The sequence below is a fragment of the Streptomyces kronopolitis genome (assembly GCF_050953795.1).
GTDB lineage: Bacteria > Actinomycetota > Actinomycetes > Streptomycetales > Streptomycetaceae > Streptomyces > Streptomyces kronopolitis_A.
Genome location: NZ_CP191850.1, coordinates 1,799,171 through 1,825,546, shown reverse-complemented (window position 1 = coordinate 1,825,546; position 26,376 = coordinate 1,799,171). Strand labels below are relative to the sequence as shown.

The window sequence follows — 26,376 nt, the reverse complement described above, 5'->3', positions numbered from 1 at the left end:
CCGCGACAACGCTCCTCGGGAGGCATTCCCGAGCGGATACCGGCTGAACGAAAACTGAAATTCCTGAAGACGCATTCAGGTTTCTCCCTCCCCGGAAGGGCGTGTTACTTTCCTTCGGGTGCCGCCGGTGAGGTCGTCCGGCGGCAGAGATGTCCGGGCCGTTGCCCCGCGAGTGGAGGAGGTGATCGGGATGCCACCCGGTCGAAGTCCTCACCGCGCCCTGCCGGCCGGCTGACCGCTCCCTGAGCACTGCCGCGCCCTGACGCGCGCGTTCCTCCACCTTTTCCTGCGCTCCGCGGGAAGGGCTCTTGCCGCCCGCCCGCTCGGGCACTCCACCACTTCGCACTCCGTCACTCCGCACGCCGGCGCGGCTGCGCCATGCCGTCCTGCGCGGAAAGGAAATTCACCATGACCATGCTCGCCCCGGAGAAGCTCGCTCCGCCGGGCCGCGGACCCCGCGGCCGCCGAGCGAGAAAGGCCGCCGAATTCGAGACCCGTACTCGAATCACCGGCGAAAAGCTCGCCCGCATCAGCGCACGCCCCGCCGCACAGGTCCTCCAGGACGTGCACGCCCGGCGCGACGGCCTGAAATATTCCGATGTCACCGAGCGCCAGGAGCGTTTCGGGCCCAATACCGTCACCCACGAGAAGGCACCGCACTGGGGCGCCCAGCTGGCCAGGGCCTTCGCGAACCCGTTCATCGCCGTCCTGGTGCTGCTCGCCGCCGTCATGTACGTCCAGGATCCCCAGGACCCGGGCGTGGTCATCCTCTCCGTCATGGTGGGGATCAGCGGACTGCTGCGCTTCTGGCAGGAGTTCCGCTCCGGCCGCGCCGCCGACGCCCTCAGCCGGCTGGTCACCACGACCTGCGCGGTCCGCCGCCGGGCCGGCCGTTCGTCGCAACCCGCCACTCTTGAGGTGCCGATGGACCAGGTGGTCCCCGGTGACCTCGTCCGGCTCGCCGCGGGTGACCTGGTCCCCGCCGACCTGCGGCTGATCGCGGCCAAGGACCTGATGGTCGGACAGGCCGCACTGTCGGGGGAGTCGCTGCCGGTCGCCAAGGACGACCTCCGGGGCGACGACCGGGGGCAGCGCGCCACGGCGGACCCGGTGGACGCCGGCAACCTCTGCCTGATGGGCACGTCGGTGACCTCCGGCACCGCGACCGGTGTGGTCGTGGCGACCGGCTCGGACACCTACTTCGGCTCCATGGCCGGCTCACTGGCCGGCGACCGCCCGCAGACCAACTTCGACCACGGCGTCCGCCGGGTCAGCCTCCTGCTGATCCGCTTCATGCTGGTCATGGTCCCCGCCGTGTTCGCCGTCAACGGGCTGACCAAGGGCGACTGGAAGGGCGCCTTCGCGTTCGGCGTCGCGGTCGCGGTCGGCCTCACGCCGGAGATGCTGCCGATGGTCGTGACCACCAATCTGGCGCGCGGTGCGGTCGCGCTGTCCCGCCGCAAGGTGGTCGTCAAGCGGCTGAACGCGATCCAGAACCTGGGCGCGATGGACGTGCTGTGCACGGACAAGACCGGCACCCTCACCGAGGACCGGATCGTCCTGGACAGCTGCGTCGACGTGCACGGCCGGCCGGACTCCGAGGTCCTGGAGTACGCCTACCTCAACAGCCACTTCCAGACCGGGCTGCGGAACCTGCTGGACCGGGCCGTCATCGACCGGATGCACGAGGCCGAGGAGGTTGTCGTCGACGCCCGCTTCACGCCGGTCGACGAGATCCCCTTCGACTTCGCGCGCCGGCGGATGTCGGTCGTCCTGCGCCGCAACGCCCTGGACGGCGGGGAGAGCGGCGGCGGGCACGTCCTGATCACCAAGGGCGCGGTGGAGGAAGTCCTGGGCCTGTGCACCCACATGAGGGACCGTGGCGAGACGGTCGCCCTCACCGAACAGCTGCGGTGGCACGCCGGGCGGATCGCCGAGGAGCACAACCGGCGGGGCCTGCGGGTGCTGGCCGTCGCCACCCGGACCGTCGACGAGCCCCGGGACACCTACGGCGTCGCGGACGAGGACGGGCTCGTGCTGCTCGGCTTCCTGGCCTTCCTCGACCCGCCCAAGGCGGACGCCGCGGCCGCCCTGGAGGGGCTCGCGGACCAGGGCATCACCGTCAAGGTGATCACCGGTGACAACGAACTGGTCGCCGCCCGGATCTGCGCGGAGGTCGGCCTCACCGTGGGCGAGGTGGTCTCCGGGGCCGCGCTCGACGGCATGCCCGATGCCGAACTGCGGGAACTGGCCGCCCGCACCACGGTGTTCGCCAAGGTCACCCCGGTGCAGAAGGCCCGTCTCGTGCGGGCGCTGCAGGCCGGCGGGCACACCGTCGGCTTCCTCGGCGACGGAGTCAACGACGCGGCCGCGCTGCGCGAGGCCGATGTCGGCATCTCGGTGGACACCGCGGTGGACATCGCCAGGGAGTCCGCGGACCTCATCCTGCTGGAGAAGAACCTCACCGTCCTCGGCGACGGCGTCTCCCAGGGGCGGACCACCTTCGGCAACACCATCAAGTACCTGAAGATGACGGCCAGTTCGAACTTCGGGAACGTCTTCTCCGTCCTGGTCGCCTCCGCGTTCCTCCCCTTCCAGCCGATGCTGGCGATCCACCTGCTCATCCAGAACCTGGTCTACGACGTCTCCCAGCTCGCCACCCCGTGGGACCGGATGGACCCCGAGTATCTGCGCCGGCCGCGGAACTGGGACGCGAGGGGCATCGGCCGGTTCATGGTCACCATCGGACCGATCAGCTCCGTCTTCGACATCGCGATGTTCCTGATCATGTGGCATGTCTTCGGCGCCGACAACGAGGCCCATCAGGCGCTCTTCCAGTCCGGCTGGTTCATCGAGGGACTGCTGTCGCAGACCCTGATCGTCCACATGATCCGTACCCGCAGGATCCCCTTCCTGCAGTCCCGCGCGTCCTGGCCCGTCATGGTGATGACGGCCCTGGCGATGGCCACCGGCCTGTTCCTGCCCTTCTCCCCGCTGGCCGCCGGGCTCGGCATGGTCGCGCTGCCGATGAGCTACTTCCCCTGGCTGATCGCGGTCCTGCTCTCCTACTGCGCCCTCACCCAGTGGGTGAAGACCTGGTACATCCGCAGGTTCCACAGCTGGCTGTAGACCCGGGGGGGGGCACGGCCGGGACCCGGCCCGCGCGGTCTCGCGCGCCGTGGTGGGCCCGGAGGTTCAGAGATAGAGCCCGGCGTCCGCCCCCGCGTCCTGGGCCGGGACCGAGGCCGGGCGGGTGCCGCGGCGCAGGGCGTACAGCTCGGCCAGCGAGGCGCCCTCGCGTCCGATGCCCTGGTCCGTGCCGAGCCAGCCCACGGCCTCGGCGCGGCTCAGCGGGCCGACCTCGATCCGTGCCAGACAGCGGCCGGGGCGGATCACCGCCGGATGCATCCGTTCCAGATCCTCGTTGGTGGTCACCCCGACCAGGACGTTGCGGCCCTGGCCCAGCAGCCCGTCCGTCAGGTTGAGCAGCCGCGACAGTGCCTGCCCGGCGGCGTGCTTGGCCTCGCCGCGGATCAGCTCGTCACAGTCCTCCAGGAGCAGCAGCCGCCAGCGGCCCTTGCCGGTGCTGTCGTCCTCGCCGATCGCGATGTCCATCAGATAGCCGACGTCGTTGAACAGCCGCTCCGGGTCCAGTACGCAGTCCACCTGGCACCAGTCGCGCCAGGAGCGGGCCAGGGTGCGCAGCGCGGAGGTCTTGCCCGTGCCGGGCGGGCCGTGCAGCAACAGCAGCCGGCCGGCGATCTCCCCGGGCGCCACCGTCATCAGCCGGTCCATCGCCTCGGCCACCGGCGCGGTGTAGTTGGGGCGGATCTCCTCCCAGGTCCCGGCCGAGATCTGCCGGGAGGTGCGGTGCGGCCCGCGGCGCGGGGAGAAGTACCAAAAGCCCATCGGGACGTTCGCCGGCTGCGGGGCCGGCTGGTCCTCGGCGCCGTCCGTGGCCTGCCCCAGCACCGTCTCGGCGAGGTCGTCGGTGACGGCGGTGACCGTGACGTCGGCGCCGCGGTTCCAGCGGGAGACCAGCAGCGTGTAGCCGTCCCCCTCGGCGAGCGTGGTGCTGCGGTCCTCGTCCCTCGCCGCGCGCAGGATCCGGGCGCCCGGTGGCAGCAGCGTCAGTCCGGACCGCACCCGGTCCACGGACCGGCTCCGGGCGAACGGCTGCTCCCCCTTGGCGAACCGGCCCAGGAAGAGCGCATCGACGACATCGGACGGCGAGTCGCTGTCGTCCATGGTCAGCCGGAGCGGAAGGGACTCCTCGGTGGCGGACGGCTGGACATGATCGGCACACATACCGCCATGATCGGTCACGGCGGCCCCGCGCGTACACGGATTATCCCGGCGTTTTCCCGGTACCAGAACAGAACTGTTACTCAGAAAGCCCGGTGCACTGGGTCGTTCACTGGCTAATCTGCTCATTGTGCGCCGTCGTGGTGGGGAACGTCAGAGCAGGTTCATTGTCATCGCTGCCGGGATGGCGGCGCTGGCGATACTGGTGGTCATCTGTTCCCTTCCGGGGGACCGCGAACAGGACGGGAAACGGCCCGCCCGGCCGGGCGTCACCGGCCCCGCCATCGGCTGGGGATTCACCCACACGCAATTCAGCGCGGACACCGGAACCGACGCGTCCACCGCCCGGGCCGCCCAGCTGCTGCACGACCACCCGATGCCGCAGAACCAGCACATCATGGGCTGGGGCGCGGACAACCCCGAACCCGTCCCGGGGAAATACGACTTCGCCGACCTGGACCGCCGCCTCGCGCTGATCCGGCGCACCGGCGGCACGCCCGTGGTGACCCTGTGCTGCGCGCCCGACTGGATGAAGGGCGGCACGGCCGGCCACACCGACTGGAACAACCTCGAAAAGGCGCCCGAACCGCAGCATTACGGGGACTTCGCCGCCCTCGCCGGAAAGATCGCCCAGCGCTTTCCGGACGTCCGCCACTATGTCGTCTGGAATGAATTCAAGGGATTCTTCGACGACACCAAGGGCCGCTGGAATTACGAGGGTTACACCCGCCTCTACAACCTCGTCTACCGCGCCGTGAAGAAGGTGAACGGCGCCAATCAGGTGGGCGGCCCCTATCTGGTCATGGACAGTCATGTACCGGGCGACGACACCTACGCCTCCGACCTCAAGGGCCCCTGGGGGAGCATCGACCGGCGGACCCTGGACGCCTTCACCTACTGGAACCGCCACAAGGCCGGTGCGGACTTCGTGGTCGTCGACGGCTCCAGTTACAGCAAGGACGACCGCTACGCCCCCGACCCGTTCGCCGCCGCACGGAAGTTCGCCGATGTGGGGCGCCGGCTGCGCAAGGAGAGCGGGCTGCCGCTGTGGTGGGCGGAGTGGTACGTGGAGGTCGCCGACGAGAACGACGACCGGGCCCGGTGGAGCGAGCGCACCCGGACCGCCGCGCAGGCCACCGCGTTGATCGAGATGACGGCCGGCGGCGCCGCCGGCGGCTTCTACTGGAACCCGGAGACCGAGGGCGCCGACTGCCCCGGCTGCCTGTGGACCAGCACCCGGCTCGACGACGGGGGCAGGGAGCTGCCGATGATGACGCTGCTGTCCCGCTTCGCCCGCGCCTTCCCGCCGGGCAGCGGCCCGCGCGACCTCGACACCGACCGCCCGCAGGTCCGGGGGCTGGCCGACGACCGCACCGCGCTGCTGGTCAACACCGGCAAACGGCCCGTCACGGTGACCGTGGACGGCAAAAGCGTCACCCTGGCGGGGTATGACGTGCGGTGGCTCGACCGCCCGTGACCCCTGCCGAGGGGCCGGGTCCCGTCCCGGGCCCTCGGCCTCATGACATCGTCAGGAACCGCTGCACCAGCGACGCCAGGAACACCGCCAGCAGCGGCAGCGAGAACCAGAACGTTCCCTGCATCCAGTGCAGTTGCCGCGGGCTGGGCAGGACCGCGACCCGCAGCACCTCACGGGCCGTCAGCACCAGGACCAGCGCGAGCCCCGCCAGCGCCCCGAGCACCGACCACGGCGTCCAGGTCACCTGCGGGCCGGGCCGGCCGGGGTGCGGCGCGGGCACCGTGCCCGCCGGCTGCCGGGCCGGCTCGTACACCGCCGCATGCCGGTTGGACAGCACCCGCCGCAGCTCCGGGCGGTCGTCCAGCGCCCCGCGCAGCCGTGCCTCCCAGCCCGGGCGGTAGCCGGAATCCAGCCGCAGTGACTCCGCCTGCGCGTGGTTGACGAGGAGGTACGACCGGGGTCCCGCCTTCCGCAGCGCGGCGAGCAGCGGGGCGACGCGGTCCGGGGCGCGCGGTGCCAGGACCGGCTCGTACTGCACCCGCTCCATGTCCCTGGCGCCCCACGGCATCTCCGGGGTGACGCTGTTGACCGGGTCGCTGCTCAGCCACAGCAGCCGCGCCGTCGGCCGGTCGTGGGCGTAGACGTAGTCCATCGCCGCGACCTCACCCGGCCGGATCCGCTCGAACGGCTCGTTGCCCCAGCGGGCGACGAGGAAGCCGACGGCCAGCAGCAGCCCCGTCAACAGCGCGGCGAGCGGCCCCAGCCCGCGCCGGTCCGCGCCGCGCGGGAAGAGGGCCAGCGCCGCCAGCACACAGGCGCCCGGCAGCGCGAACAAGAAGACCCGCAGCGCCATCTCGCCGCCGTAGGACTGCATCCCGAAGGCGAGGAACGGCACGAACGTCAGCACCAGCAGCGCCCGCTCCGTGAAGCCCGCCGCCCGCCGCCGCAGCACCCCCCAGCAGGCCAGCGCCAGTACCCCGCCGGCCAGCGCCACCCGGGTGTAGAGCACCAGCTTGTGCGTGGGGTCGCCGGCGATCCGGTCCGTGACGGAGGAGGAGAGATTGCCGCCGACCCCGCCGAGCCCGCCGAACAGCTCGCCCAGATGGCCCGACCAGTACGGCTCCGCCAGAAAACCCACCCACGCCACGACCAGCACGCCGAGCAGCAGCGGCAGGCCCGGCAGGCTGGAGCGGTGGACCAGCACGAGGACGGTCAGCACGCCGAGCATCACGAACGGGGTGAGCTGATGGCCCGCCACCGACGCCACGAACAGCGCGACCAGCACCCCGAGCAGCACCACCAGCCGGCCGCGGCCGGCCGCCCGCACCTCCCGCTCGCCCGGCAGCAGCCGGCCGCCCAGCGGGCGCGGCGCCCGGAACCACACCAGCAGGATCGCCACGAACGCGAGGTAGAACAGATAGGTGAACCCCTGCGGGGAGAAGTAGTCCTGGCCGACCCAGCCGCACAGCGCGAACAGCCACGCCGCGCACCAGGTCGCCCGCCAGCTCGCCCGGATCGCCCGCAACAGGAGGAACAGCGGCGCCAGATACAGCAGTTGCAGGACCGTGGGCCACCAGCGCAGCACGTCGGTGAAGTCGGTGACGCCGCAGGCCCCCGCCAGGAACTGCGCCCCGGCGAAGAAGCCGGGCCAGCTCCAGCGGGCGTCCAGGTCCGGCACGGCGGTGCCGGTGCGGGCCAGGTGGTCCAGGAAGCCCAGATGCTGCCAGGCCGTCGGGAAGCGCGGTTCGCTCTCCAGCACGGCCGGCAGCGCGTGCAGCGTCACCACCGTGGCCAGCAGGACGACGGTGAGCAGCGCACGCCGCGGCCGGGAGAGCCACAGCGCCGCGCCGTACGACACCACCAGCAGGACGAGCCCGGCCAGGGTGAGCGCCGGCAGCACCGAGATCAGCCCCAGCCCGCTCATCCGGTCCAGCGCGGCATCGCCCATCCCGCGCAGCGGCAGCCAGAAGAGGGCCAGCGCGGCGCCGCACAGTGCCCACACGGCGAGGTCGGGCCGCCTCCGCAGACGCCCGAAGAACGGCGAACGGCCCACGGGTGAGGGCGCGGGCGTCTCCCCGCGCAGCACCCGCCGCAGCCGCACCCCCGCGACCGCCACGATCACCGCCAGGCTGGAGATCTCCGCGACCCCGGCCCCGATCAGCCCCGTCCGGGGCAGCAGGACCAGCGTCAGACCGAGCACCAGCACACACAACAGTCCCTGGAGCACGGCGAGTTCGGTCGTGCGGCTCTGGGCACGCAGTACCGCGAAGTACACCTCCATCACCACCCGCAGCGCGGCCCCCACCGCGTACCAACGCAACAGCGGCGTCGCCGCCTGCGCGTATCCCGGGCCGAAGATGCCCAGCAGGCGGGGCGCGAGGAGGAACAGGGTGAGACAGACCGGCAGCATGATGCGGGCCATCCGCCCCAGCGCGGCCCGGGTGTGCCGGGCCAGCTGCGCCGGATCGTGCGCCCCCTCGACGGTCAGCGAGGCGCCCATGTTGAGGGCGAGCAGATTGACCGTGCCGCCGATCGTGGTGGTGATGTAGAAGTAGGCGTTGTCGGCCGGGTCCACCTGCGCGGCCACCAGCACCGGCACCAGATAGACCACGGCCAGCGAGAACAGCGACCCGGTGGAGTCCCCGGCCAGGAACCGGCCCATCTCCCCGAGCGACGGCGGCCGGGCGGTGCGGTGGGTGGCCGCCACATGCCGGGGCACCAGCCGCCGGAACACCAGCCAGCCCAGCGGAAGCACCGACACCGCGATCGCCGCGGCCCACGAGACGAACACCCCGGCCGTGGGCAGGAGCGCGGCGAACGCCACCAGCAGCCCCAGCTTCACCGAGGAGAAGGCGAGGTTGCCGGCCGGCACCCACAGGGCACTGCGCAGCCCGGTCAGCACGCCGTCCTGCAGGGTGAGCAGCGACCAGGCGACCACGGCCAGGGCGAAGCCCAGCCCCGGCAGCACGCCGTGCAGAAAGCCGTACGAGGAGCCCCAGGTGTCGAGGGTCAGCAGGAAGACGGCCGCGGCCACGGCCACCACCGCCGAACTGCCCGCGTAGGCCCGCCGCACCAGCCGCGCGGTGCCCCGCCCGGCGACCGGGATGAACCGGGCCAGCGCCCCGGTCAGGGTCAGCGCCGTCAGCCCCGCCAGCAGCTTCATCGCGGCGATCGCCGCCGAGCCCTGGCCGACCGCGGACTCCGTGTAGCAGCGGGCCGCGACCAGCCAGAACCCCAGACCGAGCAGCCCGGAGACGCCGGTGTTGAGCATCAGGGCATAGGCGTTGCGGAACAGCGGACTGCCGCCGCGCCGCCCGTGGCGCGCCGCGCGGTCGCCCTCCGGCCGCGCCTGCGGCTCCGGTTCCGTGCGCTCCTCGGCCTGGACGGTCGTGTCAGACACCGGCTTCGTCGCCCTCTCCTCCGCCGCGGGACCACCGCGGCACGCTCAGCCGCCCGGCGTGCACAGCCGCACCGCCTGCCGTGTTCTGCGGACCACCGCGTAGCCCTTGGTGAGCGCCCGGTCCCGGGCGAAGGCGCGGAGCACCGCGCGGCCCTCGACGATCCGGGCGAACTCCTCGATACCCGTACCGCGCCGCACCGTCATCCGGGCCAGGGCGTACGGTCCCTGCCGGCGGTCGGCGAGCGCGTTGCCCACCGCGAGCGCCTGCCGGAACCCCGCGCCGCGTACCGTCTGCCGCACCCGCCGGCCGGAGTGCCCGTAGGGGTAGGCGAAGGACTCCGGCGGCGCCCCGGTCTCCTCGGCGATGATCTCCTTGCAGCGCAGCACCTCCTGCCGCAGCCGCTCGTCGCCGAGGTCGTCCAGCGGCGGGTGGGCGTGGCTGTGCCCGCCGATCTCCACCCCGGCCGCGGCCAGTTCGCGCACCTGGTCCCAGTCGAGCATGGTGTCGGGCGCGCCCCCGGTCTCGTGCGGGCCGCGCAGCCACCCGGTCGTCACGAAGAGGGTGGCCGGGAAGCCGTGCCGGGCGAGGAGGGGCAGCGCATGGCGGTACACCCCTTCGTAGCCGTCGTCGAACGTGATCAGCACGGGCCGCTCGGGCAGCGTGCCGCCGGTCCGCCAGGCCGCGGCGAGCCCGGCGGTGGTCAGCGGGGTGAACCCGCCGTCGGCCAGCACCGCCAGCTGCGCCGCGAACGCCTCGGGCGGGACGGACAGGGCGCGCGCGGCGGGCGCCGGTGCCACGGCGACCGCGTGGTACATCAGCACCGGCACCGCAGACGGGCGCGCGCTCACGCCGCCGCCTCCTCGCGCACCACGCCCGTGCCGTTCCCGTCGCCGTCAACTCCTCTGTGTCTGAGCGATATTGCGCCTCTTCGGGCTCTCGCGGCGCCCCGGGCGTAGCCGCCCGCCGCGGCCGCCACCCCGGCGACGATCGCGCCCGCCCGGCCGGCGCCGCCCGGCCGGCGCAGCAGCGCGTCCCGCACCCCGCGCAGCACCCCGGCGGGCAGCACACGGGTCGCGTAGCGCCGCTCGGTCGCCAGCCCGTCGCGGGCGCCGACGCTCCGCGCCACCAGCGCCTTGGACAGGCCCTCCGCGTACGCCCGGCTGCGGAAGTAGCCGAACCGCTGCCGTTCGGCCGGGACCCGGTGGTGGATGACCGAACGGTCGTCGAGCAGCAGCACGGCACCGGGCAGCGCCTGGCTGATCCGGATGCACAGCTCGGTCTCCTCGCCGCCCAGCGGCCGGCGGCCGCCGTCCCGGCCGATGCCGACGGCGAACCCGCCGACGAGGTCGAAGGCGGACCTGCGGAAGGACGCGTTGCCGCCCAGGACGTTGCGCACCCGCACCCGGCCCGGCGGCAGGCCGCGGTACGTACAGCCCACCACCCAGTCGAACTCCTCGGGGAACCACGCCGGGCGGCGGCCGGACGCCCAGACCGGCTCGGTGCGTCCGCCGACCGCCATCACCGACGGGTCCGCGTACGCCTCGGCGAAGTGCCGCAGCCAGTCCCGCTCGGCCACCGCGTCGTCGTCGAGGAAGGCGATGACCTCGCCCCCGGCGGCGGCGATGCCGGTGTTCCGGCCCGCGGACAGTCCGCGGGGTCCGGAATTGGCCATGATCCGCAGGGGAGTTGCGGGTGCGCCGGGAGCGGACGCGCCCGCGCGAGCGCCCCCGAAGTGCTCCCCGAGCCGCGCGAGGAGCGCGGGGTGGTGGTCCACCACGAGCAGCAGCTCATGGGCGGGACGGGACTGGCCGTGCACCGAGGCCACCGCGGCCAGGATGTCGTCCCAGCGGTCCTCGGTGTGCACGCAGACGACCACCGAGATCCGCGGCGCCGGGCTCATCGCGCCTCCCCGGTGATCATCGCCGGCCGGACCGGACGGTTCTTCCGGGTGCCCCGCTCCCGCAGGATCACCTTCAGCACCCGCAGCCCGTCCCGGACCGCCCGCAGATTGCTGACGCCGTGAATGCGGTTGTACTCGTGACTGGGGATCTCCTGCACCCGCAGCCCGGCCTTGACGACCCGGATGTTCATCAGCGTCTCGACCTCGAACCCCACGCAGTCCAGGGCGATTTCGTCCAGGCAGTGCCGCCAGAAGGCGTTGTATCCATAACAAAGATCGGTATAACGCGCGCCGAATTTGGCGTTGACGACGGAGGTCAGTACACGGTTGCCGAGTTTGCGGATCGCCGTCATGTCATCCGTGCCACCGCCGTTGGCGAACCGCGAGCCCTTCGCGAAATCCGCTCCGGCCACCAGTGCGGAGACGTAGCTGACGATCTCGGCGCCGTCGGCCGACCCGTCCGCGTCGACCATCACGATGATCTCGCCGGTGCAGGCCGCGAATCCGCTGATCAGGGCGTCACCCTTGCCTCTGCCGCACTGCGGTACGACCGTGACGCCGGGCCACAGCTCACGGGCGACCCGAACCGTGTCATCGGTGGAATTCCCGTCGACCAGGACCACTTCGTGAATCCAGTCCGGCAGGGTCTTGAAGACATACGGCAGATTCTCCGCTTCGTTCATCGCCGGAATGACGACGCTGACCGGTGGTGCGATGGCCAGATGCGAGGAAACGGGCCGGTAGGCGGACTGGTCCGGCGGCAGCGTCAGCGGTGGTTCGTCCGCGTCGGCCGGGCGAAGGAACGCGCTCATGATGTCTTGCCCTCTCGTCCGGTGGACCGCCCACCCCCGGGCGGCTCCGTGCTGGGTATCCGGTGCGAAAGGGGGGTTCACACCCCGGTCGGCACGGCCGCGATCACCGTCCGAACAGGGCGAGCTGGCATACGTCGTACGGCTGCGCGGCTCGCGCCACGGTCATCGGCATGCCGCGATCGGCAAGCGAAAGACCGCACACGGGACCCCCCACCGCGCACCGCACCGAACGGTTCATCGTGTCGCCGGGGCCCTCCCCAGGAGCCGTCTTGCGATGATCGTCCGTTGCGGGTGGATGTGCGTCGGTATTGATAAATGGGACTGTAGGACAAGATCTTCCGTCGGAAATGGGCTTTGGCGTAATTCACCGTCACATACCGAGGCACGCCGGTATTTATGCACCGGCGCACGCCCCGTTGCGCCGTTGCGCACCGTGCAGTGAACCCCCATGTCAGCGGCGCGCGGCCGAAGCGTCCCCGCTCCCTGACCGCAGGCGCCCCCACTGCTTGAGGACACGGTCGGCGGACGCGAACAGCTCGGGCCTGGCCAGCACCGCGTTGCGCAGCGCACGCACCGGCGCGCGCCGGGCCCGGTGACCCAGCGCCACCGGGTGGGGTCGCATCACCCACCCCTCGGACACCGTGAGTTCACGCGTCTTGAGGGAATCCTTGTAGTCCTTGGCGCCCCGCCCCAGATCGAGATACGCCAGGTTTTCCGCGGCCGCCGCCTGCGCCATCCGCAGATGCAGCACCAGCCCGGGGGAGAATTTCGCGAACTCCGGGTCGTAGGCCGGGAACCAGCAGGCGAGCACGGCGTCCGAACGCAGCCCGAAGTGCGCCGCGACCGGCCGCTCGCCCGCGTAGAGCACCGACAACAGCCCCGCGAAGGAGTCGGTGCGGGTGTGGAAGAGGTGGCGCAGGAGCCGGACGATCCAGGGCTGCGCGAAGCGGTCGCTGCGCCCCGTCCTGCGGTACTGCGCGGACTTCCACCGCATCAGCGCCGGCAGCGCCGCCGGGTCCCGCTCGTCATGGACGTAGCGCACCGGCCCGATGTCCCGGCCGAGCTTGCGCTCCTTGGCGAGGGTGGTCCGGGCGAACTTCGGCGACCGCGCCCGCAGCCCCGCCAGATACGCCTCGAAGCCTTGGTCCACCTCGATGACGGGCGAGGCGTGCCGGACGGACGAGGCCGTCTCGAACGGCCGCTGACCGGCCACCAGGTGATCGAACTCCAGCACCGACAGACCGCAGCCGCGCAGCAGCTCCCGGGCGTCCCAGGCGAATCCGGGCCGGTGCACCAGTCCCTGCGCGTCGGAGACACCGAGGCCCACCGCCCGGCCGACGCCCAGTGCCGAGCGTTGGAAGGGCAGGAACGCGGCCGCCCGGCCGTCCTCGTGGAGCACCGCGACCCGCACCCCGCCGCGGCAGCGGTCGACGGCCCGGGCGAACTCGGGTGACAGGAAGGGGTTCGCCAGCTGCGGCGACCCCAGGGCGGGGGCCCGGGACTGCAGGTCCGTCCAGGCGCTCCGGTCGGCCCCGGCAAGCTCCCCGGGGCGGTACACCGCGACGTCCATGTCAGTCCGCCCCCTGACCGGGAGCCCGGCCGGCCCGGCGCGCCGGCGCGGCCACCAGCGCCAGCGCGAGGCTGAACACCGCCACCGCCGCCACGCCGCCGCGTATCGACCACAGATGCAGCGTCAGCATGGCCTGCGCCACCAGCAGATCGACGGCGAGCGCCCCGGCCCCGGCGACGACCGCGCGGGCGAGCGGATCCATCCGGCCCAGGGCCGTGGCGATCGCGCCGGCCGGTGCCGCCAGAAGGAAGAAGAGGGTGAGTGGCGCGCGCAGTGGCGAGTCGATTCCGGCGAGCGCCAGGACGGCGCCCAGGATGCCGGCGCCGGCGGCCGCGCCGAGCGCGAGCGAGACGGCGGCCCCCACCGGGCGCCGCGCGGGCGCCGGCCGGTCGTACGCGTCCACGTGCGGGATGGTCTTGGTGTGCATTGGCTGCTTTGCCCCCCATAAGCACCGGATGCCGGGCCTCAATGTCGCGCAGCGTTCGGAGCACCGTCAAGACGCGTAGACGGCCGGAAAACGGCGCAACCGTACGGCCGTGCGCTGTGCGGTGCGGGGCCGGTGCGCTGCCCCGTGAGCCGGGGATGAGCCGCCCACAGACGGCGCAATGGCGCCGCCGAGGGCCAGCCGTCCGGAGACTGGGGGGACGTACCGCGAGGTGAGGCGACCCGCCGGAAGGAGCCGCGCTGGTGGAGCCGCCGAGCGGAACCGCCCTCACAGTGATCATGGTGTGTCTGACCGTGGCCACCGGGATGCTCGATGCCGTCAGCTTTCTGGCGCTCGGTCATGTCTTCACCGCCACCCAGACCGGCAACCTGCTCTTCCTCGGCTTCGGCATCGCCGGACAGGGCGGCGTGCCGGTCGCGGCGACGCTCGTCTCGCTCGGCGCCTTCGTGCTGGGGGCGGCGCTCGGGGCCCGGGTGGAATCCGGGCTGGCCCGCCGCCGGCGCCCGTGGTTCCCGGTCGCGCTGGTCACGGAGGCGGTGCTGCTGGCCGCCGCCGCGGCCGCGGCCTGGCAGCAGGGCCCGGCCCACGGGCTGCCGCCGGGCCGGACCTACCTCATCGTCGGCCTGATGGCGGTGGCGATGGGCATGCGCAACGTCACCGCCCTGCGCATCGCCTCGCCCGACCTCACCACCACCGTCGAGACCCGGGCGATGACGGCCCTGATCAGCGGCTCACCGGTGGGCCACGACAAGCGACTGGGCTACGGCAGCCACGTCGCGGGCCGCCGCCTGGCCTCGGTCGGCGCGATGTTCGCCGGCGGCCTCCTGGGCGCCGGCCTCCTGGGCCTCGGCACCCGCCCGATACTGGTGATCGCCCTGGTCGCGGTCGCCGTCGCGGCCACCGCCGCCCTGATCCCCGGCATGGCCCGCCGACGCACGTCCCCGGAGGACTGACGGGCCGTCGCGTGCGGTCCCGTAGGGCGCACCCGGCCGTCCGCCATGCCCCCGCCCCTCGGCCGCCGGGGTCCGCGGTGCGCCATCGGGGTGGTCGTGGACGTGTCGTCCGGGGGGCGGTGCTGGGGGGATATCGGGGGGAACATCAGCCCGGATCGGGTGATTTGCCGTGAACTGGCGATGAGTTTTGGCATGGACACTTCCGGCTCCCCGCGAGTCTTGCTACGACGGATGTGGCAGAGCTCCTGCTAAGGGAGGTTCCATGAAACTGTCCCGATTCGCGGCCTTGACGTCCGCCTTCTTCGTCACCTCGGCGCTCGCGCTCACCGGCGCGAGCGCCGCCGCGTCCGCCCAACTCCTCACCGCCACCGGCTATGTGGCCCTCGGCGACTCCTACTCCTCCGGTGTCGGGGCCGGCAGCTACGACAGTGCCAGCGGCTCCTGCAAGCGCAGCGCCAAGTCCTACCCGGCCCTCTGGGCCGCGGCGCACTCCCCCTCCTCGTTCCGTTTCACCGCTTGCTCCGGCGCCCGAACGGGTGATGTTCTCAGCAGTCAGCTCGGGCCGCTCAGCAGCTCCACGGGGCTGGTGAGCATCACCATCGGCGGCAATGACGCCGGGTTCGCCGACACCATGACGACCTGTGCGCTCCAGGGCGAGAGCGCCTGCCTCTCCCGGGTCGCCCAGGCCCGGAGCTTCATCGACAGCACCCTGCCCGGCCGGCTCGACGGGGTGTACGACGCCATCTCCCAGAAGGCCCCGGCCGCCCGCGTGGTCGTCCTGGGCTATCCGCACTTCTACCGGCTCAACGGCACCTGCTTCGCCGGCCTCTCCGAGCGGTCCCGTGCCGCGATCAACGCCGCGGCCGACGACATCAACGGTGTCATGGCCAAGCGGGCCGCCGACCACGGCTTCTCCTTCGCCGATGTCAACGCCACCTTTTCCGGACACGAGCTGTGCTCCGGCAGTCCGTGGTTGCACAGCGTGACCTTCCCCGTCGACGAGTCCTACCACCCCACCGCCGCCGGCCAGTCCGGCGGCTATCTACCGGTGTTCGCCTCCGCTGCGTGAGCACCCCTCCGCCGGGCGCCGGGGAGGGGTGGTGAGATCCGCGTCTCTCCTCGTCCGTCCCGGCGGCCCGTCGGACGCCCCACCGGGCCGCCTGTGCGGCCCGGTGGTCGCTCAACTCGCCCTGGTCCGCGCCGTGGTAGGTGACCTTCCGTATGGTGTGCGTCAACGCCGAAGCGGGGCAGGTGAATCCGATGACCGGTCTGCACGCGTGTCCTGAGAGAGAGATAGGGTTACCCTGCCCGGGCCGGGTGCCCTCGTAGGGTGGGGAGAGTCATGGAACAGATAACAGTGCGTAGCAGGGCGCGAGTCCCTGCCATCAATTGCGGAAGCAGTGCGTCCAGTGCGCGCCTCGACCGCCATTTCGCCGTGCTGGGTGGCCCAGCCATCCCGCGGCGTGAGGCGGAGGGCGCGACCTCGCTGATGCAGGAGCTGACCGCGCGTGATCGTTCGCGTTCGAGGAACAGCCGCGGCGCCAGGGTGTCGCTGTTCGCGCCGCTGCGCAGGCTGCGGCGCTCGCTGTTCGGGGGGCACGGCTGATCCGCTGCTGAAGCGGCATCTCGGGCGATCACACCGTCCCGGCGCGGCACTGCGGCCCGTTCGCTCCTCGGGCCCAGGGCGTCGGCAGTATGTCGGTGTGCTCGCCGGGCCGGGAACCCCTGCCCCGCGGCTGCCCTGAGCCGCTCACTCGCCCGGCCCCGTCCCCACCCGGCCGGCGCAGGACTCCCCACCACCCGTTGCGCCGCGACCGGTGGTTTCTTGTGCGCCCACCCTCACACGACGGCAGGTTCACAGCAGTGCGAACTGCCCCTCCGGCCCCTCCTCGTGATGGTCGAGCACCGAGGCCGGGCGGTGGGCGTGGACGGGCGCGGGCAGGATGCCGGCCGCCCGGAGTTCCCCCGCCGTGAGCTGCGGGGACTCGTCCGTGGCGCGGTGCAACTCCGCGCACCGCGGGACGAGTTCGGCCAGCAGCGCCAGCACGGTCAGCAGCTCCAGCAGCTCCGAGGTCCACTCCGGGAGCCAGCCGGTGGGGCGCAGGGCCGCCAGCGAGCCGGGCTCGGGCTCGTCCGCGGCCGTGCCGGTGCGCTCGGCGCACCACGACTCGACGACGCGCAGGCCGCCCGCGTGGAACTCCCAGGCGCCCGCGGGCACCGGGGAGATCCGGCCGTCGCCCAGCAGCAGCGCCTCCTCCTGCGGGTCGTAACCGGGCGCCGGGGGCAGGCCGTGGGCGGGGAGCGCGGAGCGGACGTACGGGCGGCGGCCGCCGGGCATCCGGGGCCGCTCGGCGCCCGGTGTGCCCGGGGCACCGTGGACATGGGCGCCCCGGGTCCACAGCCACAGCAGCCGCCCGCCGAGGGTGACACCGCGCTCCCAGATCTCCGGGTCGGCGGTGAGCGGCACCGTGCAGCCGTCGGGGGAGTGCCGGGCGCTCGCGGCGAGCCAGGCGAGCAGGTCGGTGGGGCCCACCTCGCGGTCCAGGCGCCGGCCGAGCAGGGCCGGCAGGCCGGGCGCGAGGTTCGGCTCCCGGCCGCCGGGCCGCCGGTAGAACGGGCGGATCCGGCCGGGGCGGCCGGCCGGCGAACGCCCGTCGGGCAGCAGCGTGGTGCACACCACCGGAGGTCCGGACCGCTGCGGTACCTGGCCCCACTCGACGACGAACAGCTGCCGTTCGTCCGCCACCCGCCACAGCTCCGGCCGGGCCCCGTCGATCAGCCGGTGATCGGGCAGCAGCCACTGCTGGTCGAACGGGCCGTGCAGGATCCGCACCGGCTCGGGGCAGGGGCCGCTCGCGCGGTGCAGCCGCCCGGTCGGGGTGGCCTGGCCCGGCAGCTGGCCGACGGCGGAGTGCAAGGTGCGGGCCCGGGACGGCCGGAACAGCCGCTCGCGGGCGGCCGTGTCGCCGGCCTCCACCAGCGCCCGCCAGCGGGCCCGCAGGGTCGCCGGGTCCGGTGCGCGCACCCAGGAACGGCCGAGCCGCAGCGGCGCCACGGACCACGGCATCAGATCGGACAGCCGTGGCGCGTCCTGCTTCGCCGTCACGCGGAGCCCCTCCCGGACCGTTCGGTTGACCCCGGCATGGTAACCACGGACCCCGGCGGGCGTGCCGCCTCGGCCGTCACGCCACTCCTTGGGGGCGGGTCTCCCCGCGGTCTTCCACTTGCTGATCTTGGCGGAGTACGGTCCTCGCCGTACGCCCGGCCACACGGTGCGGACCTGGCTCCGTGCCGTGTGCCGGGACCTGCTCAGGGGAGGAGCGTCATGGGGGACACCACCTCGCCCACGCCGGAACGGCGCGGGGGAACGGCACTCGGCACCCGGGCCGCCGCACGGCTCGACCGGCTGCCGCCGTCACGGTGGCACCGCCGGCTCACCCTCCTTGTCGGCATCGGGGCCTTCTTCGACCTCTACGAGCTGTTCCTGGGCGGGGTGCTGGCCGCGGTGCTGGCCGACCGGTGGCACCTGGGGCACACCGCGACGTCCTGGGTGATCGCGTCCGGCTTCCTGGGGATGTTCGTCGGCGCCACCGTGCTCTCGGTGCTCGCCGACCGGTTCGGGCGGCGCCGGATGTTCCTGGTCAATCTGGCCGCGTACTCGCTCTTCTCGCTGCTGAGCGCCGCCGCGCCGGATCTGTCCTGGCTGCTGGCGCTGCGCTTCGCGGCCGGGCTGGGGCTCGGCGCCGAACTCGTGCTGGTGGACACCTATCTCGCCGAGTTCCTGCCCCGGGCGGTGCGTGGCCGCTACATCGCCTGGGCCTACACCGTCGGCTTCGTCGGCGTGCCGGTCGCCGCGCTGCTCGGGGCCCGCCTGGTGGCCACCCACCGGCTGCTGGGCCTGGACGGCTGGCGCTGGCTGCTGCTCGCCGGTGCGCTGGGTGCCGCCTTCCTCCAGCTGATGCGGCGCCGGCTCCCGGAGTCGCCGCGGTGGCTGGCGGTGCAGGGGCGCGACGTGGAGGCCGAACGGATCGTGGCGGAGCTGGAGGAACGGGCGGCCCGGGAGAGCGGCGGCAGCCTGCCGTCGGTACCCGAGACGGAGACCGTCTGGGAACGGCGGGTGCCGCTGGGGGAGATGTTCCGGGGCACCTGGCGGCGGCGGACCGTGATGTGGTGGCTCTTCCAGGTGCTGCAGACCGTCGGCTACTACGGCTTCGGGTCGCTGGCGCCGGTGGTGCTCACCGCGAAGGGGCACACCGTCACCGAGTCGCTGCTGTACGCGGCGCTGAGCTTCTGCGGCTATCCGGTCGGCTCCGCGCTGTCGGTCCCGCTGATCGACCGGACCGAACGCCGGACGCTGATCATCGCCTCGGCCCTCGGCATCGCCGGCTGCGGCCTGGCCTTCGGCTTCGCCACCTCGGCCTGGGCCATCGTCACCTTCGGCTTCCTGCTGACCGTGAGCAGCAACGTTTTCTCCAACGCCTTCCACGTCTACCAGACCGAACTCTTCCCGACCGCCCTGCGCAGCAGCGCCATCGGCATCGCCTACGCGCTCTCCCGCCTCACCTCGGTAGTGCTGCCGTTCGTCGCGCTGAGCGCCCTCCACGCCTTCGGCGCTCCCGCGCTATTCACCGGCTCCGCAGGCCTGATGCTCCTCCTGTGCCTGAACGTGGCACTCCTGGGCCCTCGCACGACGGGCCGGAGCCTTGAGCGGATTTGATTCCCACGTTGTTTTCTGCGGCGCCGCGGTGGTTTCTCGCCGTTGCGCCTGCGGCGGGCGGGGTCCGCTGCGCGGGGCTGTCGGGTGCGGTGACGGACCTCCGGGGTCGGTGTGTGGGACTGCTTCGCTTTACGTCCCACACACCGACCCCTCCGGTCCGCCCCCTCCCGTTGTGGGAGGGAGGAGAGGCCGGTGGGGGTGAACGTGGCTGGTCCAGTGCGCCGTACCGGTCGCACAGAAACGGGCCTCGATGGCCCGCCCCCACTCACCGAAACTTTTCCTTCCACGGGAGGGGACGGGCCGGAGGGGGTGGGTGTTCGGACGTAAAGCGAAGCAGTCCGAACACCCACCCCCGCAGGACCGTCACCGCACCCGACAACCACCGCCCGCCGCAGGCGCAACGGCGAGACGACACCACGTCGCCGCAGAAAACAACGTGGGAAGAACGGTCAAGCGCAGCGGACCGGCCCGCCGCAGGCGCAACGGCGAGAAGCCACCGCGGCGCCGCAGAAAACAACGTGGGAAGACAAGCCAAGCGCAGCGGAAGGGCGGGAAAGCCGACAACGTGGGAAGCCAGAAAGACTAGGCGTCCAGCGACACCGTGAAGGAGAAGCGGTCGCCCCGGTAGTGGATGCGGGCGATGTCTACCGGCTGGCCGGTCTCGTCGTAGGTGATGCCCGTGTAGTGGAGGATCGGGCTGAGGAGGGGGATGCGCAGGAGGCGGGCGGTTTCCGGGTCGGCCAGGCGGGCCTCGACGGTGTCGGTGATCCGGCTGATGCGGACGCCGACCACGTCCCGCAGCACCTTCGTCATCGGCCAGCGGGTCAGGTCAGCCGGGTCGATGCGGGCGGCGATCTCGGGGCGTACGTAGTTGTGGGCGTGGTTGGTCGGCTCGCCGGTCTCCTCGTCGCTGCGCAGCCGGCGGTAGGCCGTCACCTCGGCCGTGCCGGGGAAGTAGCCGGACAGGTCGGCCGGCACGGTGGTGGGGCCGTGGCCCAGCAGCTCGGTGGTCATTCCGGACTGCTGGGCCACGATCGCGTCCACGGAACCCAGCAGCCGCACCGGCGCACCGCGCCGTGCGCTCGGCTCGATGAAGGTGCCGCGGCGCCGGTGCCGGCTGATCAGTCCCTCCGTCTCCAGCTCCTTGAGGGCCTGGCGCATGGTCAGTACGCTCACGCCGTAGTGCGCGGCGAGCGCGTCCTCGGTGGGCAGCCGCAGCGGCGCCTCGGGGGAGCGGCCCAGTATGGAGGCGCGCAGCGACTGCGAGACCTGGTACCACAGCGGCAGCTTGCGGTTCAGGTCGAGCGAGTCGGGAGCGAAGGTGGTCACGAGGTCTTCCCCGGTGTCACGGACGGAAATGGCGCTGGAGACCCTGCCATACGTCGTCGTAGCCCTGTTGCAGATGGCCGGCGTCCCGGGCCTGTTCGGTGAGGGTCAGCGGCCAGCGGGTCTCGAACATGAAGGCCAGACCGTCGTCGATCTTCTGCGGCTGCAGTTCGGCGGCGCTCGCCCGGTCGAAGGTCTCCCGGTCCGGTCCGTGCGCCGACATCATGTTGTGCAGCGAGCCGCCGCCGGGGACGAAGCCGCCCTCTCCGGCCGCCTTCGCGTCGTAGGCGCCCTCGATCAGGCCCATGTACTCGGTCATCACATTGCGGTGGAAGTACGGCGGCCGGAAGGTGTCCTCGCCGACCAGCCAGCGCGGCGCGAAGACCACGAAGTCCACGCCCGCCAGCCCCGGGGTGTCGGAGGGGGAGGTGAGGACGGTGAAGACCGACGGGTCGGGGTGGTCGTAGCTGATCGAGCCGAGCACGTTGAAGCGGCGCAGGTCGTAGACGTACGGGACGTGGTTGCCGTGCCAGGCGACGACGTCCAGCGGGGAGTGGTCGTAGGTCGCCGTCCAGAGGTGGCCGCAGAACTTGTTGACGACCTCGACGGGGCCCTCGACGTCCTCGTAGGCGGCGACCGGCGCGCGGAAGTCCCGGGCGTTCGCAAGGCCGTTGGCGCCGATCGGGCCGAGGTCGGGGAGCTGGAAGGGCCGTCCGTAGTTCTCGCAGACATAGCCGCGCGCGGCCGGGCCCCGCCCGTCGGGCGCGGCGTCCAGCAGCTCCACGCGGAAGCGCACGCCCCGCGGGATGAGGGCCACTTCGCCCGGTTCGGCGCGCAGCAGGCCGAGTTCGGTGCGCAGCAGCAGCCCGCCGTGCTCCGGCACGATCAGCAGCTCGCCGTCCGCGGAGCTGAACACCCGCCGGTCCATGGAGGTGTTGGCGTGGTAGAGGTGCACGGCCATGCCGGTGCGTTGGGCGGCGTCGCCGTTGCCGCCGAGGGTCCACAGGCCGTCGAGGAAGTCGGCCGGGCCCGCGGGCTCGGGCAGCGGGTTCCAGCGCAGCCGGTTGGGGTCGGGGACGCAGTCGGTGAACGGCGCCGAGCGCAGGGCGCCCTGCGCGGCGCGGGCGAACGGCGGGTGGGCGGCCGACGGGCGGATGCGGTAGAGCCAGGAGCGGTGGTTGGTGCCGCGCGGTTCGGTGAACGCCGAGCCGCTGAGCTGCTCGGCGTAGAGGCCGAGCGGGGCGCGCTGGGGGGAGTTGCGGCCGATCGGCAGCGCCCCGGGGACGGCTTCCGAGCTGTGCTCGTTGCCGAAGCCGGTGGTGTACGCCAGCGCCTCGGCCGTTTCCCGCGCCTGCTCGTTGCCCGTGCCTGTCATCGCGTGCTCCCGCCGCTCAAGAAATCCTATGCAAGACATTAGGATTCCGGTGGGGGGCCGTCAACGGAGACTCCCTGCCGCGCGGCCGGAACGTCACGGTTACCCGCCGCCGGCCCGGTCGCCGGGCAGGATGGACGGGTGCAGCAGCCCCCGCGCCCCGCCCCGCCGCCCGGCTCCCTCCGCCGCGCCCCCGTCCAGCAGCGCAGCGCCCAGCGCCTGGCCCGGATCCTCGACGCCTGCGCCCATGTGCTGGAGGAGACCGGCTACGAGAATCTGAGCACCCGGTCCGTGGCCGTCCGCGCCGGCGTCCCGATCGGCTCCGTCTACCGCTTCTTCCCCAACAAGCGCGCCATGGCCGAGGCCCTCGCCCGGCGCAACCTCGACGCCTACGCGGACCGCATCACCGCCCGGCTGGCCACGCCGCACCCCACGTCGTCGCAGTGGCACCGCGCGATGGACGTGGTGATCGACGAATACCTCGCCATGAAGCGGACGGTGCCGGGCTTCGCGCTGGTGGAGTTCACCGTCCCCGCCCCGCGCGCCTCCCGCCAGGCCAACTACGAGGTGGCCGACCGGCTGCTCGGACTCTTCGCCGGGCCGCTCGGCCTGGACCCCGCCGACGAGCGGCTGCGCACCGCCTTCCTGGTGGGCGTCGAGACCGCCGACGCCCTGCTCCAGCTCGCCTTCCGTACGGACCCCGAGGGGGATCCCGCGATCGTCGGCGAGACCAAGCTGCTGCTGCGGGCCTACCTGGTGCGCTATCTGGACGGCGGCGGGGCGGACCACGAGCGGGAGTGAGCCAGGGGACCTGGCGGCGGCCCCCGCTACGGTGCGGCAGGCCCGTTTCGGGAGATCCCGCATTGACCTGGGGTTTTGCTCGTATTGCTCGCGCGTCAAGGCCTTGTTAACAAAAGTTTGCGGCACCTAACGTCAGCCCAACCGCCACCCCCGGCAGATGTTCAAGGGCGAACGTGAGGTACCACTGATGCTGACGATCCTCGGATTTGTCATGATCGCCACCTTCCTGGCGCTGATCATGATGAAGAAGATGTCACCGATGGCAGCGCTCGTGCTGATTCCGGCGCTGTTCTGTGTCCTGGTCGGACAGGGCGCGCACCTGGGCGACTACGTCCTCAAGGGCATCGGCGACCTGGCCCCCACGGCCGCGATGCTGATGTTCGCCATCATCTACTTCGGGGTGATGATCGATGTCGGGCTCTTCGACCCGGTCGTCCGCGGCATCCTGAAGTTCTGCAAGGCCGACCCGGTCCGCGTGGTGGTCGGCACGGCGCTGCTCGCCGCGATCGTCTCGCTCGACGGCGACGGCTCCACCACCTTCATGATCACCGTCTCGGCGCTCTACCCGCTGTACAAGCGGCTGAAGATGAGCCTGGTGGTCATGACCTGCGTCGCCGCCACCGCCAACGGCGTGATGAACACCCTCCCCTGGGGCGGCCCCACCGCCCGCGCCGCCACCGCCCTCAAGCTCGACGCCGGCGACATCTTCATCCCGATGATCCCCGCCCTGGCCGTCGGTCTGGTCGCGGTCTTCGTCCTCGCGTACGTCCTCGGCCGGCGCGAGCGCAAGCGGCTGGGCCTGCTGACCCTCGGCGACACCCGGCCGGTGACCGAGGACGTGGACATCGAGGCGGGCGAGCCGGTCCTGGTCGGTGCGGGCGCGGTGGGCGCGGGCGGCACCCTGTCCGGTGGCCCGCGCACCCCGGGCGGCGCCGGACCCGGAGCCGCCGCTTCTGCCGGCTCCCCGGAGGACGCGGACGAGACCGACCTCCAGGCGCTGGACCCGCGGCGCGCCACCCTGCGCCCCAGGCTCTACTGGTTCAACGCCGCGCTCACCGTCGCGCTGCTCACCCTGCTGATCCTCCAGGCGCTGCCGATCCCGGTGCTGTTCCTGCTCGGTGCCGCCCTCGCACTCACCGTCAACTTCCCCCAGATGAAGGACCAGCGGGCCCGGGTCGCCGCGCACGCCGAGAACGTGCTGAACGTCTCCGGCATGGTCTTCGCCGCCGCGGTCTTCACCGGGGTGCTCACCGGCACCGGCATGGTCGAGCACATGGCCCGCTGGCTGGTCGGCGGCATCCCCGACGCGCTCGGCCCGCACATGGGCCTGGTCACCGGCGTGCTCAGCATCCCGCTGACGTACTTCATGTCCAACGACGGCTTCTACTTCGGCATCGTGCCCATCCTCGCGGAGGCCGGCGCCGCCCACGGCGTGACCCCCGTCGAGATCGCCCGGGCCTCGCTCGTCGGCCAGGCCCTGCACATGTCCAGCCCGCTGGTCCCCGCCGTGTACGTCCTCGTCGGCATGGCCAAGGTCGAGTTCGGCGACCACACCCGGTTCACGGTCAAGTGGGCCGCGCTGACCTCGCTGGTCGTCCTGGGGGCGGGGTTGCTCTTCGGCATCATCTAGCGGTGCCGGGGCGGCCCGGACGGGGGTGGTCGGGGGCCCGCATCCCCTCCCCTACGGGGATGGTGCGGACGCCTCGTAGGCTCGTGCCCGTCGTCGCCCCGGCCCGGGGGACGGCGGGCTCCCTGGCGCCCGCAAAACTACCGGCGCTAGTTTGGGGGGACGACGACCGGCGCCACGGGAGGATCACGACGTGAAGCAGCACGACGCGATGTACATCGACGGAAGCTGGCGGCCCGCCGCGGGCGGCGAGACGATCGAGGTCGTCAACCCGGCCGACGAACGGGTCATCGCCACCGTCCCTGCCGGGTCCACGGCGGATGTGGACGCCGCCGTGCACGCCGCCCGCGCGGCCCTGCCGGGCTGGGCCGCCACCGCGCCCGGTGAGCGCGCGGACCGGCTGGCCGCGCTGCACGGCCGGCTCACCGCGCGCGCCGACGAGATCGCCGAGACCGTCACCGCCGAACTCGGCTCGCCGCTCGCCTTCAGCAAGGCCGTGCACGCCGGGGTGCCGCTCGCGGTCTGCGCCTCCTACGCCGAACTCGCCCGGACGTACGCGTTCGAGGAGAAGATCGGCACCTCCACCGTGCTGCACGAACCGGTCGGGGTGGTGGGCGCGATCACGCCCTGGAACTACCCGCTGCACCAGATCGTCGCCAAGGTGGCCCCGGCGCTCGCGGCCGGCTGCACGGTGGTGCTCAAGCCAGCCGAGGACACCCCGCTGGTCGCCCAGCTCTTCGCCGAGTGCGTCGACGAGGCCGGGATACCCGGCGGCGTCTTCAACCTCGTCACCGGCCTCGGCCCGGTCGCCGGGCAGGCCCTCGCCGCGCACGAGGGCGTCGACCTGGTGTCGTTCACCGGCTCGACGGCCGTCGGGCGGCGGATCGGCGCGCTCGCGGGCGCCGAGGTCAAGCGGGTGGCGCTGGAGCTCGGCGGCAAGTCCGCCAATGTCATCCTGCCCGGCGCCGACCTGGCCCGGGCGGTCGGAGTGGGCGTCGCCAACGTGATGGCCAACTCCGGCCAGACGTGCAGCGCCTGGACCCGGATGCTGGTCCACCGGGACCACTACGCCGAGGCCGTCGAGCTGGCGGCCGCCGCGGCCGCCAAGTACGTGCCCGGCGAGCGCGTCGGCCCGCTGGTCAACGCCCGCCAGCAGGGCCGGGTCCGCGGCTACATCGAGCAGGGCATCGCCCAGGGGGCGCGTGTGGTGGCGGGCGGCCCGGAGGCGCTCGACGGTCCCGGCTACTACGTCCGGCCGACCGTCTTCGCGGACGTCACCCCGGAGATGACCGTCGCCCAGGAGGAGATCTTCGGCCCGGTCCTGGCGCTGCTGGCGTACGAGGACGAGGACGACGCCGTGCGGATCGCCAACGGCACCGTCTACGGCCTGGCCGGCGCGGTCTGGGCGGGCGACGACGCCGAGGCGGTCGCGTTCGCCCGCCGGCTGGACACCGGGCAGGTCGACATCAACGGCGGCCGCTTCAACCCCCTCGCCCCGTTCGGCGGTTACAAGCAGTCCGGCATCGGCCGCGAGCTGGGCCCGCACGGCCTGACGGAGTACCTGCAGACCAAGTCGCTCCAGTTCTGAGCCGGCGGCGCGGGCGGCCGGCGGCCCTGCCGTCCGCTCGTCCGCCCCCTCCGCTCGTCCGCCCCCTCCCTCCGCCCGTCCT

Annotated in this window: 19 protein-coding genes; 9 read left to right on the top strand and 10 right to left on the bottom strand. The window is 72.6% G+C overall.

The features are described 5' to 3' along the window. Positions 1-408: 408 nt before the first annotated feature. Positions 409-3,129, top strand: coding sequence for a magnesium-translocating P-type ATPase (gene mgtA / locus ACQP17_RS07980; RefSeq protein WP_433855633.1), 2,721 nt, complete (start codon positions 409-411; stop codon positions 3,127-3,129). Positions 3,130-3,195: 66 nt separating this feature from the next. On the opposite strand, the gene ACQP17_RS07975 is transcribed toward mgtA, so the two are convergent. Next, positions 3,196-4,308 carry a DUF5925 domain-containing protein gene (locus ACQP17_RS07975; RefSeq protein ID WP_433855632.1) on the bottom strand — a complete coding sequence of 371 codons (1,113 nt, stop codon included), beginning with the start codon at positions 4,306-4,308 and terminating at the stop codon, positions 3,196-3,198. Positions 4,309-4,435: 127 nt separating this feature from the next. On the opposite strand from ACQP17_RS07975, the gene ACQP17_RS07970 reads away from it, so the two are divergent. Then, positions 4,436-5,782, top strand: a complete 1,347-nt coding sequence (locus ACQP17_RS07970; RefSeq protein ID WP_433855631.1) for a xylan 1,4-beta-xylosidase — start codon at positions 4,436-4,438, stop codon at positions 5,780-5,782. A gap of 40 nt (positions 5,783-5,822) precedes the next feature. On the opposite strand, the gene ACQP17_RS07965 is transcribed toward ACQP17_RS07970, so the two are convergent. The 6 genes from ACQP17_RS07965 to ACQP17_RS07940 form a co-directional block, all read right to left on the bottom strand. Beyond that, positions 5,823-9,182, bottom strand: coding sequence for a lipopolysaccharide biosynthesis protein (locus tag ACQP17_RS07965; protein WP_433855630.1), 3,360 nt, complete (start codon positions 9,180-9,182; stop codon positions 5,823-5,825). Positions 9,183-9,227: 45 nt separating this feature from the next. After that, positions 9,228-9,998: a polysaccharide deacetylase family protein gene (locus tag ACQP17_RS07960; RefSeq protein WP_433859847.1), complete on the bottom strand. Its 771-nt coding sequence runs from the start codon at positions 9,996-9,998 to the stop codon at positions 9,228-9,230. 29 nt (positions 9,999-10,027) lie between these two features. Then, positions 10,028-11,083, bottom strand: coding sequence for a glycosyltransferase family 2 protein (locus ACQP17_RS07955; RefSeq protein ID WP_433855629.1), 1,056 nt, complete (start codon positions 11,081-11,083; stop codon positions 10,028-10,030). Beyond that, complete coding sequence (locus ACQP17_RS07950) at positions 11,080-11,895, bottom strand: glycosyltransferase family 2 protein (protein WP_433855628.1); 816 nt, start codon at positions 11,893-11,895, stop codon at positions 11,080-11,082. Before ACQP17_RS07950 ends, ACQP17_RS07955 begins: the two co-directional genes overlap by 4 nt. Positions 11,896-12,346: 451 nt before the next feature. Continuing rightward, complete coding sequence (locus ACQP17_RS07945; RefSeq protein ID WP_433855627.1) at positions 12,347-13,465, bottom strand: GNAT family N-acetyltransferase; 1,119 nt, start codon at positions 13,463-13,465, stop codon at positions 12,347-12,349. Position 13,466: 1 nt separating this feature from the next. Beyond that, the gene (locus ACQP17_RS07940; RefSeq protein WP_433855626.1) at positions 13,467-13,892 is read right to left on the bottom strand and encodes a hypothetical protein; all 426 of its coding nucleotides are present in this window, start codon (positions 13,890-13,892) and stop codon (positions 13,467-13,469) included. A gap of 260 nt (positions 13,893-14,152) precedes the next feature. On the opposite strand from ACQP17_RS07940, the gene ACQP17_RS07935 reads away from it, so the two are divergent. The 3 genes from ACQP17_RS07935 (at position 14,153) to ACQP17_RS07925 (ending at position 16,469) form a co-directional block, all read left to right on the top strand. After that, positions 14,153-14,863: a YoaK family protein gene (locus ACQP17_RS07935; RefSeq protein WP_433855625.1), complete on the top strand. Its 711-nt coding sequence runs from the start codon at positions 14,153-14,155 to the stop codon at positions 14,861-14,863. A 262-nt stretch (positions 14,864-15,125) separates the two neighbouring features. Then, positions 15,126-15,932 (top strand): SGNH/GDSL hydrolase family protein, encoded by an 807-nt coding sequence (locus ACQP17_RS07930; protein ID WP_433855624.1) that lies wholly within the window; start codon positions 15,126-15,128, stop codon positions 15,930-15,932. 273 nt (positions 15,933-16,205) lie between these two features. Then, positions 16,206-16,469, top strand: coding sequence for a hypothetical protein (locus ACQP17_RS07925; protein WP_433855623.1), 264 nt, complete (start codon positions 16,206-16,208; stop codon positions 16,467-16,469). A 249-nt stretch (positions 16,470-16,718) separates the two neighbouring features. Here ACQP17_RS07925 and ACQP17_RS07920 read toward each other — a convergent pair whose 3' ends face one another. Beyond that, positions 16,719-17,969, bottom strand: coding sequence for a type ISP restriction/modification enzyme (locus ACQP17_RS07920; RefSeq protein ID WP_433855622.1), 1,251 nt, complete (start codon positions 17,967-17,969; stop codon positions 16,719-16,721). 219 nt (positions 17,970-18,188) lie between these two features. Between ACQP17_RS07920 and ACQP17_RS07915 the strand changes: the two genes are divergently transcribed. Further along, positions 18,189-19,580, top strand: coding sequence for an MFS transporter (locus ACQP17_RS07915; protein ID WP_433855621.1), 1,392 nt, complete (start codon positions 18,189-18,191; stop codon positions 19,578-19,580). Between the two features lie 582 nt (positions 19,581-20,162). Here ACQP17_RS07915 and ACQP17_RS07910 read toward each other — a convergent pair. Both ACQP17_RS07910 and hmgA read right to left on the bottom strand, forming a co-directional pair. Beyond that, positions 20,163-20,909, bottom strand: coding sequence for a GntR family transcriptional regulator (locus ACQP17_RS07910; RefSeq protein ID WP_433855620.1), 747 nt, complete (start codon positions 20,907-20,909; stop codon positions 20,163-20,165). A 16-nt stretch (positions 20,910-20,925) separates the two neighbouring features. Further along, a complete protein-coding gene (hmgA, locus tag ACQP17_RS07905; RefSeq protein WP_433855619.1) occupies positions 20,926-22,281 on the bottom strand; it encodes a homogentisate 1,2-dioxygenase in 1,356 nt (451 codons plus the stop codon). A gap of 138 nt (positions 22,282-22,419) precedes the next feature. Between hmgA and ACQP17_RS07900 the strand changes: the two genes are divergently transcribed. The 3 genes from ACQP17_RS07900 to ACQP17_RS07890 all read left to right on the top strand — a co-directional run bounded on the left by ACQP17_RS07900 (position 22,420) and on the right by ACQP17_RS07890 (position 26,294). Continuing rightward, a complete protein-coding gene (locus tag ACQP17_RS07900) occupies positions 22,420-23,079 on the top strand; it encodes a TetR family transcriptional regulator (protein ID WP_433855618.1) in 660 nt (219 codons plus the stop codon). Positions 23,080-23,266: 187 nt separating this feature from the next. Next, entirely contained in the window at positions 23,267-24,709 is a 1,443-nt protein-coding gene (locus ACQP17_RS07895; RefSeq protein ID WP_433855617.1) for a CitMHS family transporter, read from the top strand. A gap of 190 nt (positions 24,710-24,899) precedes the next feature. After that, the gene (locus ACQP17_RS07890; protein WP_433855616.1) at positions 24,900-26,294 is read left to right on the top strand and encodes an aldehyde dehydrogenase family protein; all 1,395 of its coding nucleotides are present in this window, start codon (positions 24,900-24,902) and stop codon (positions 26,292-26,294) included. The last annotated feature ends 82 nt before the right edge of the window (positions 26,295-26,376 follow it).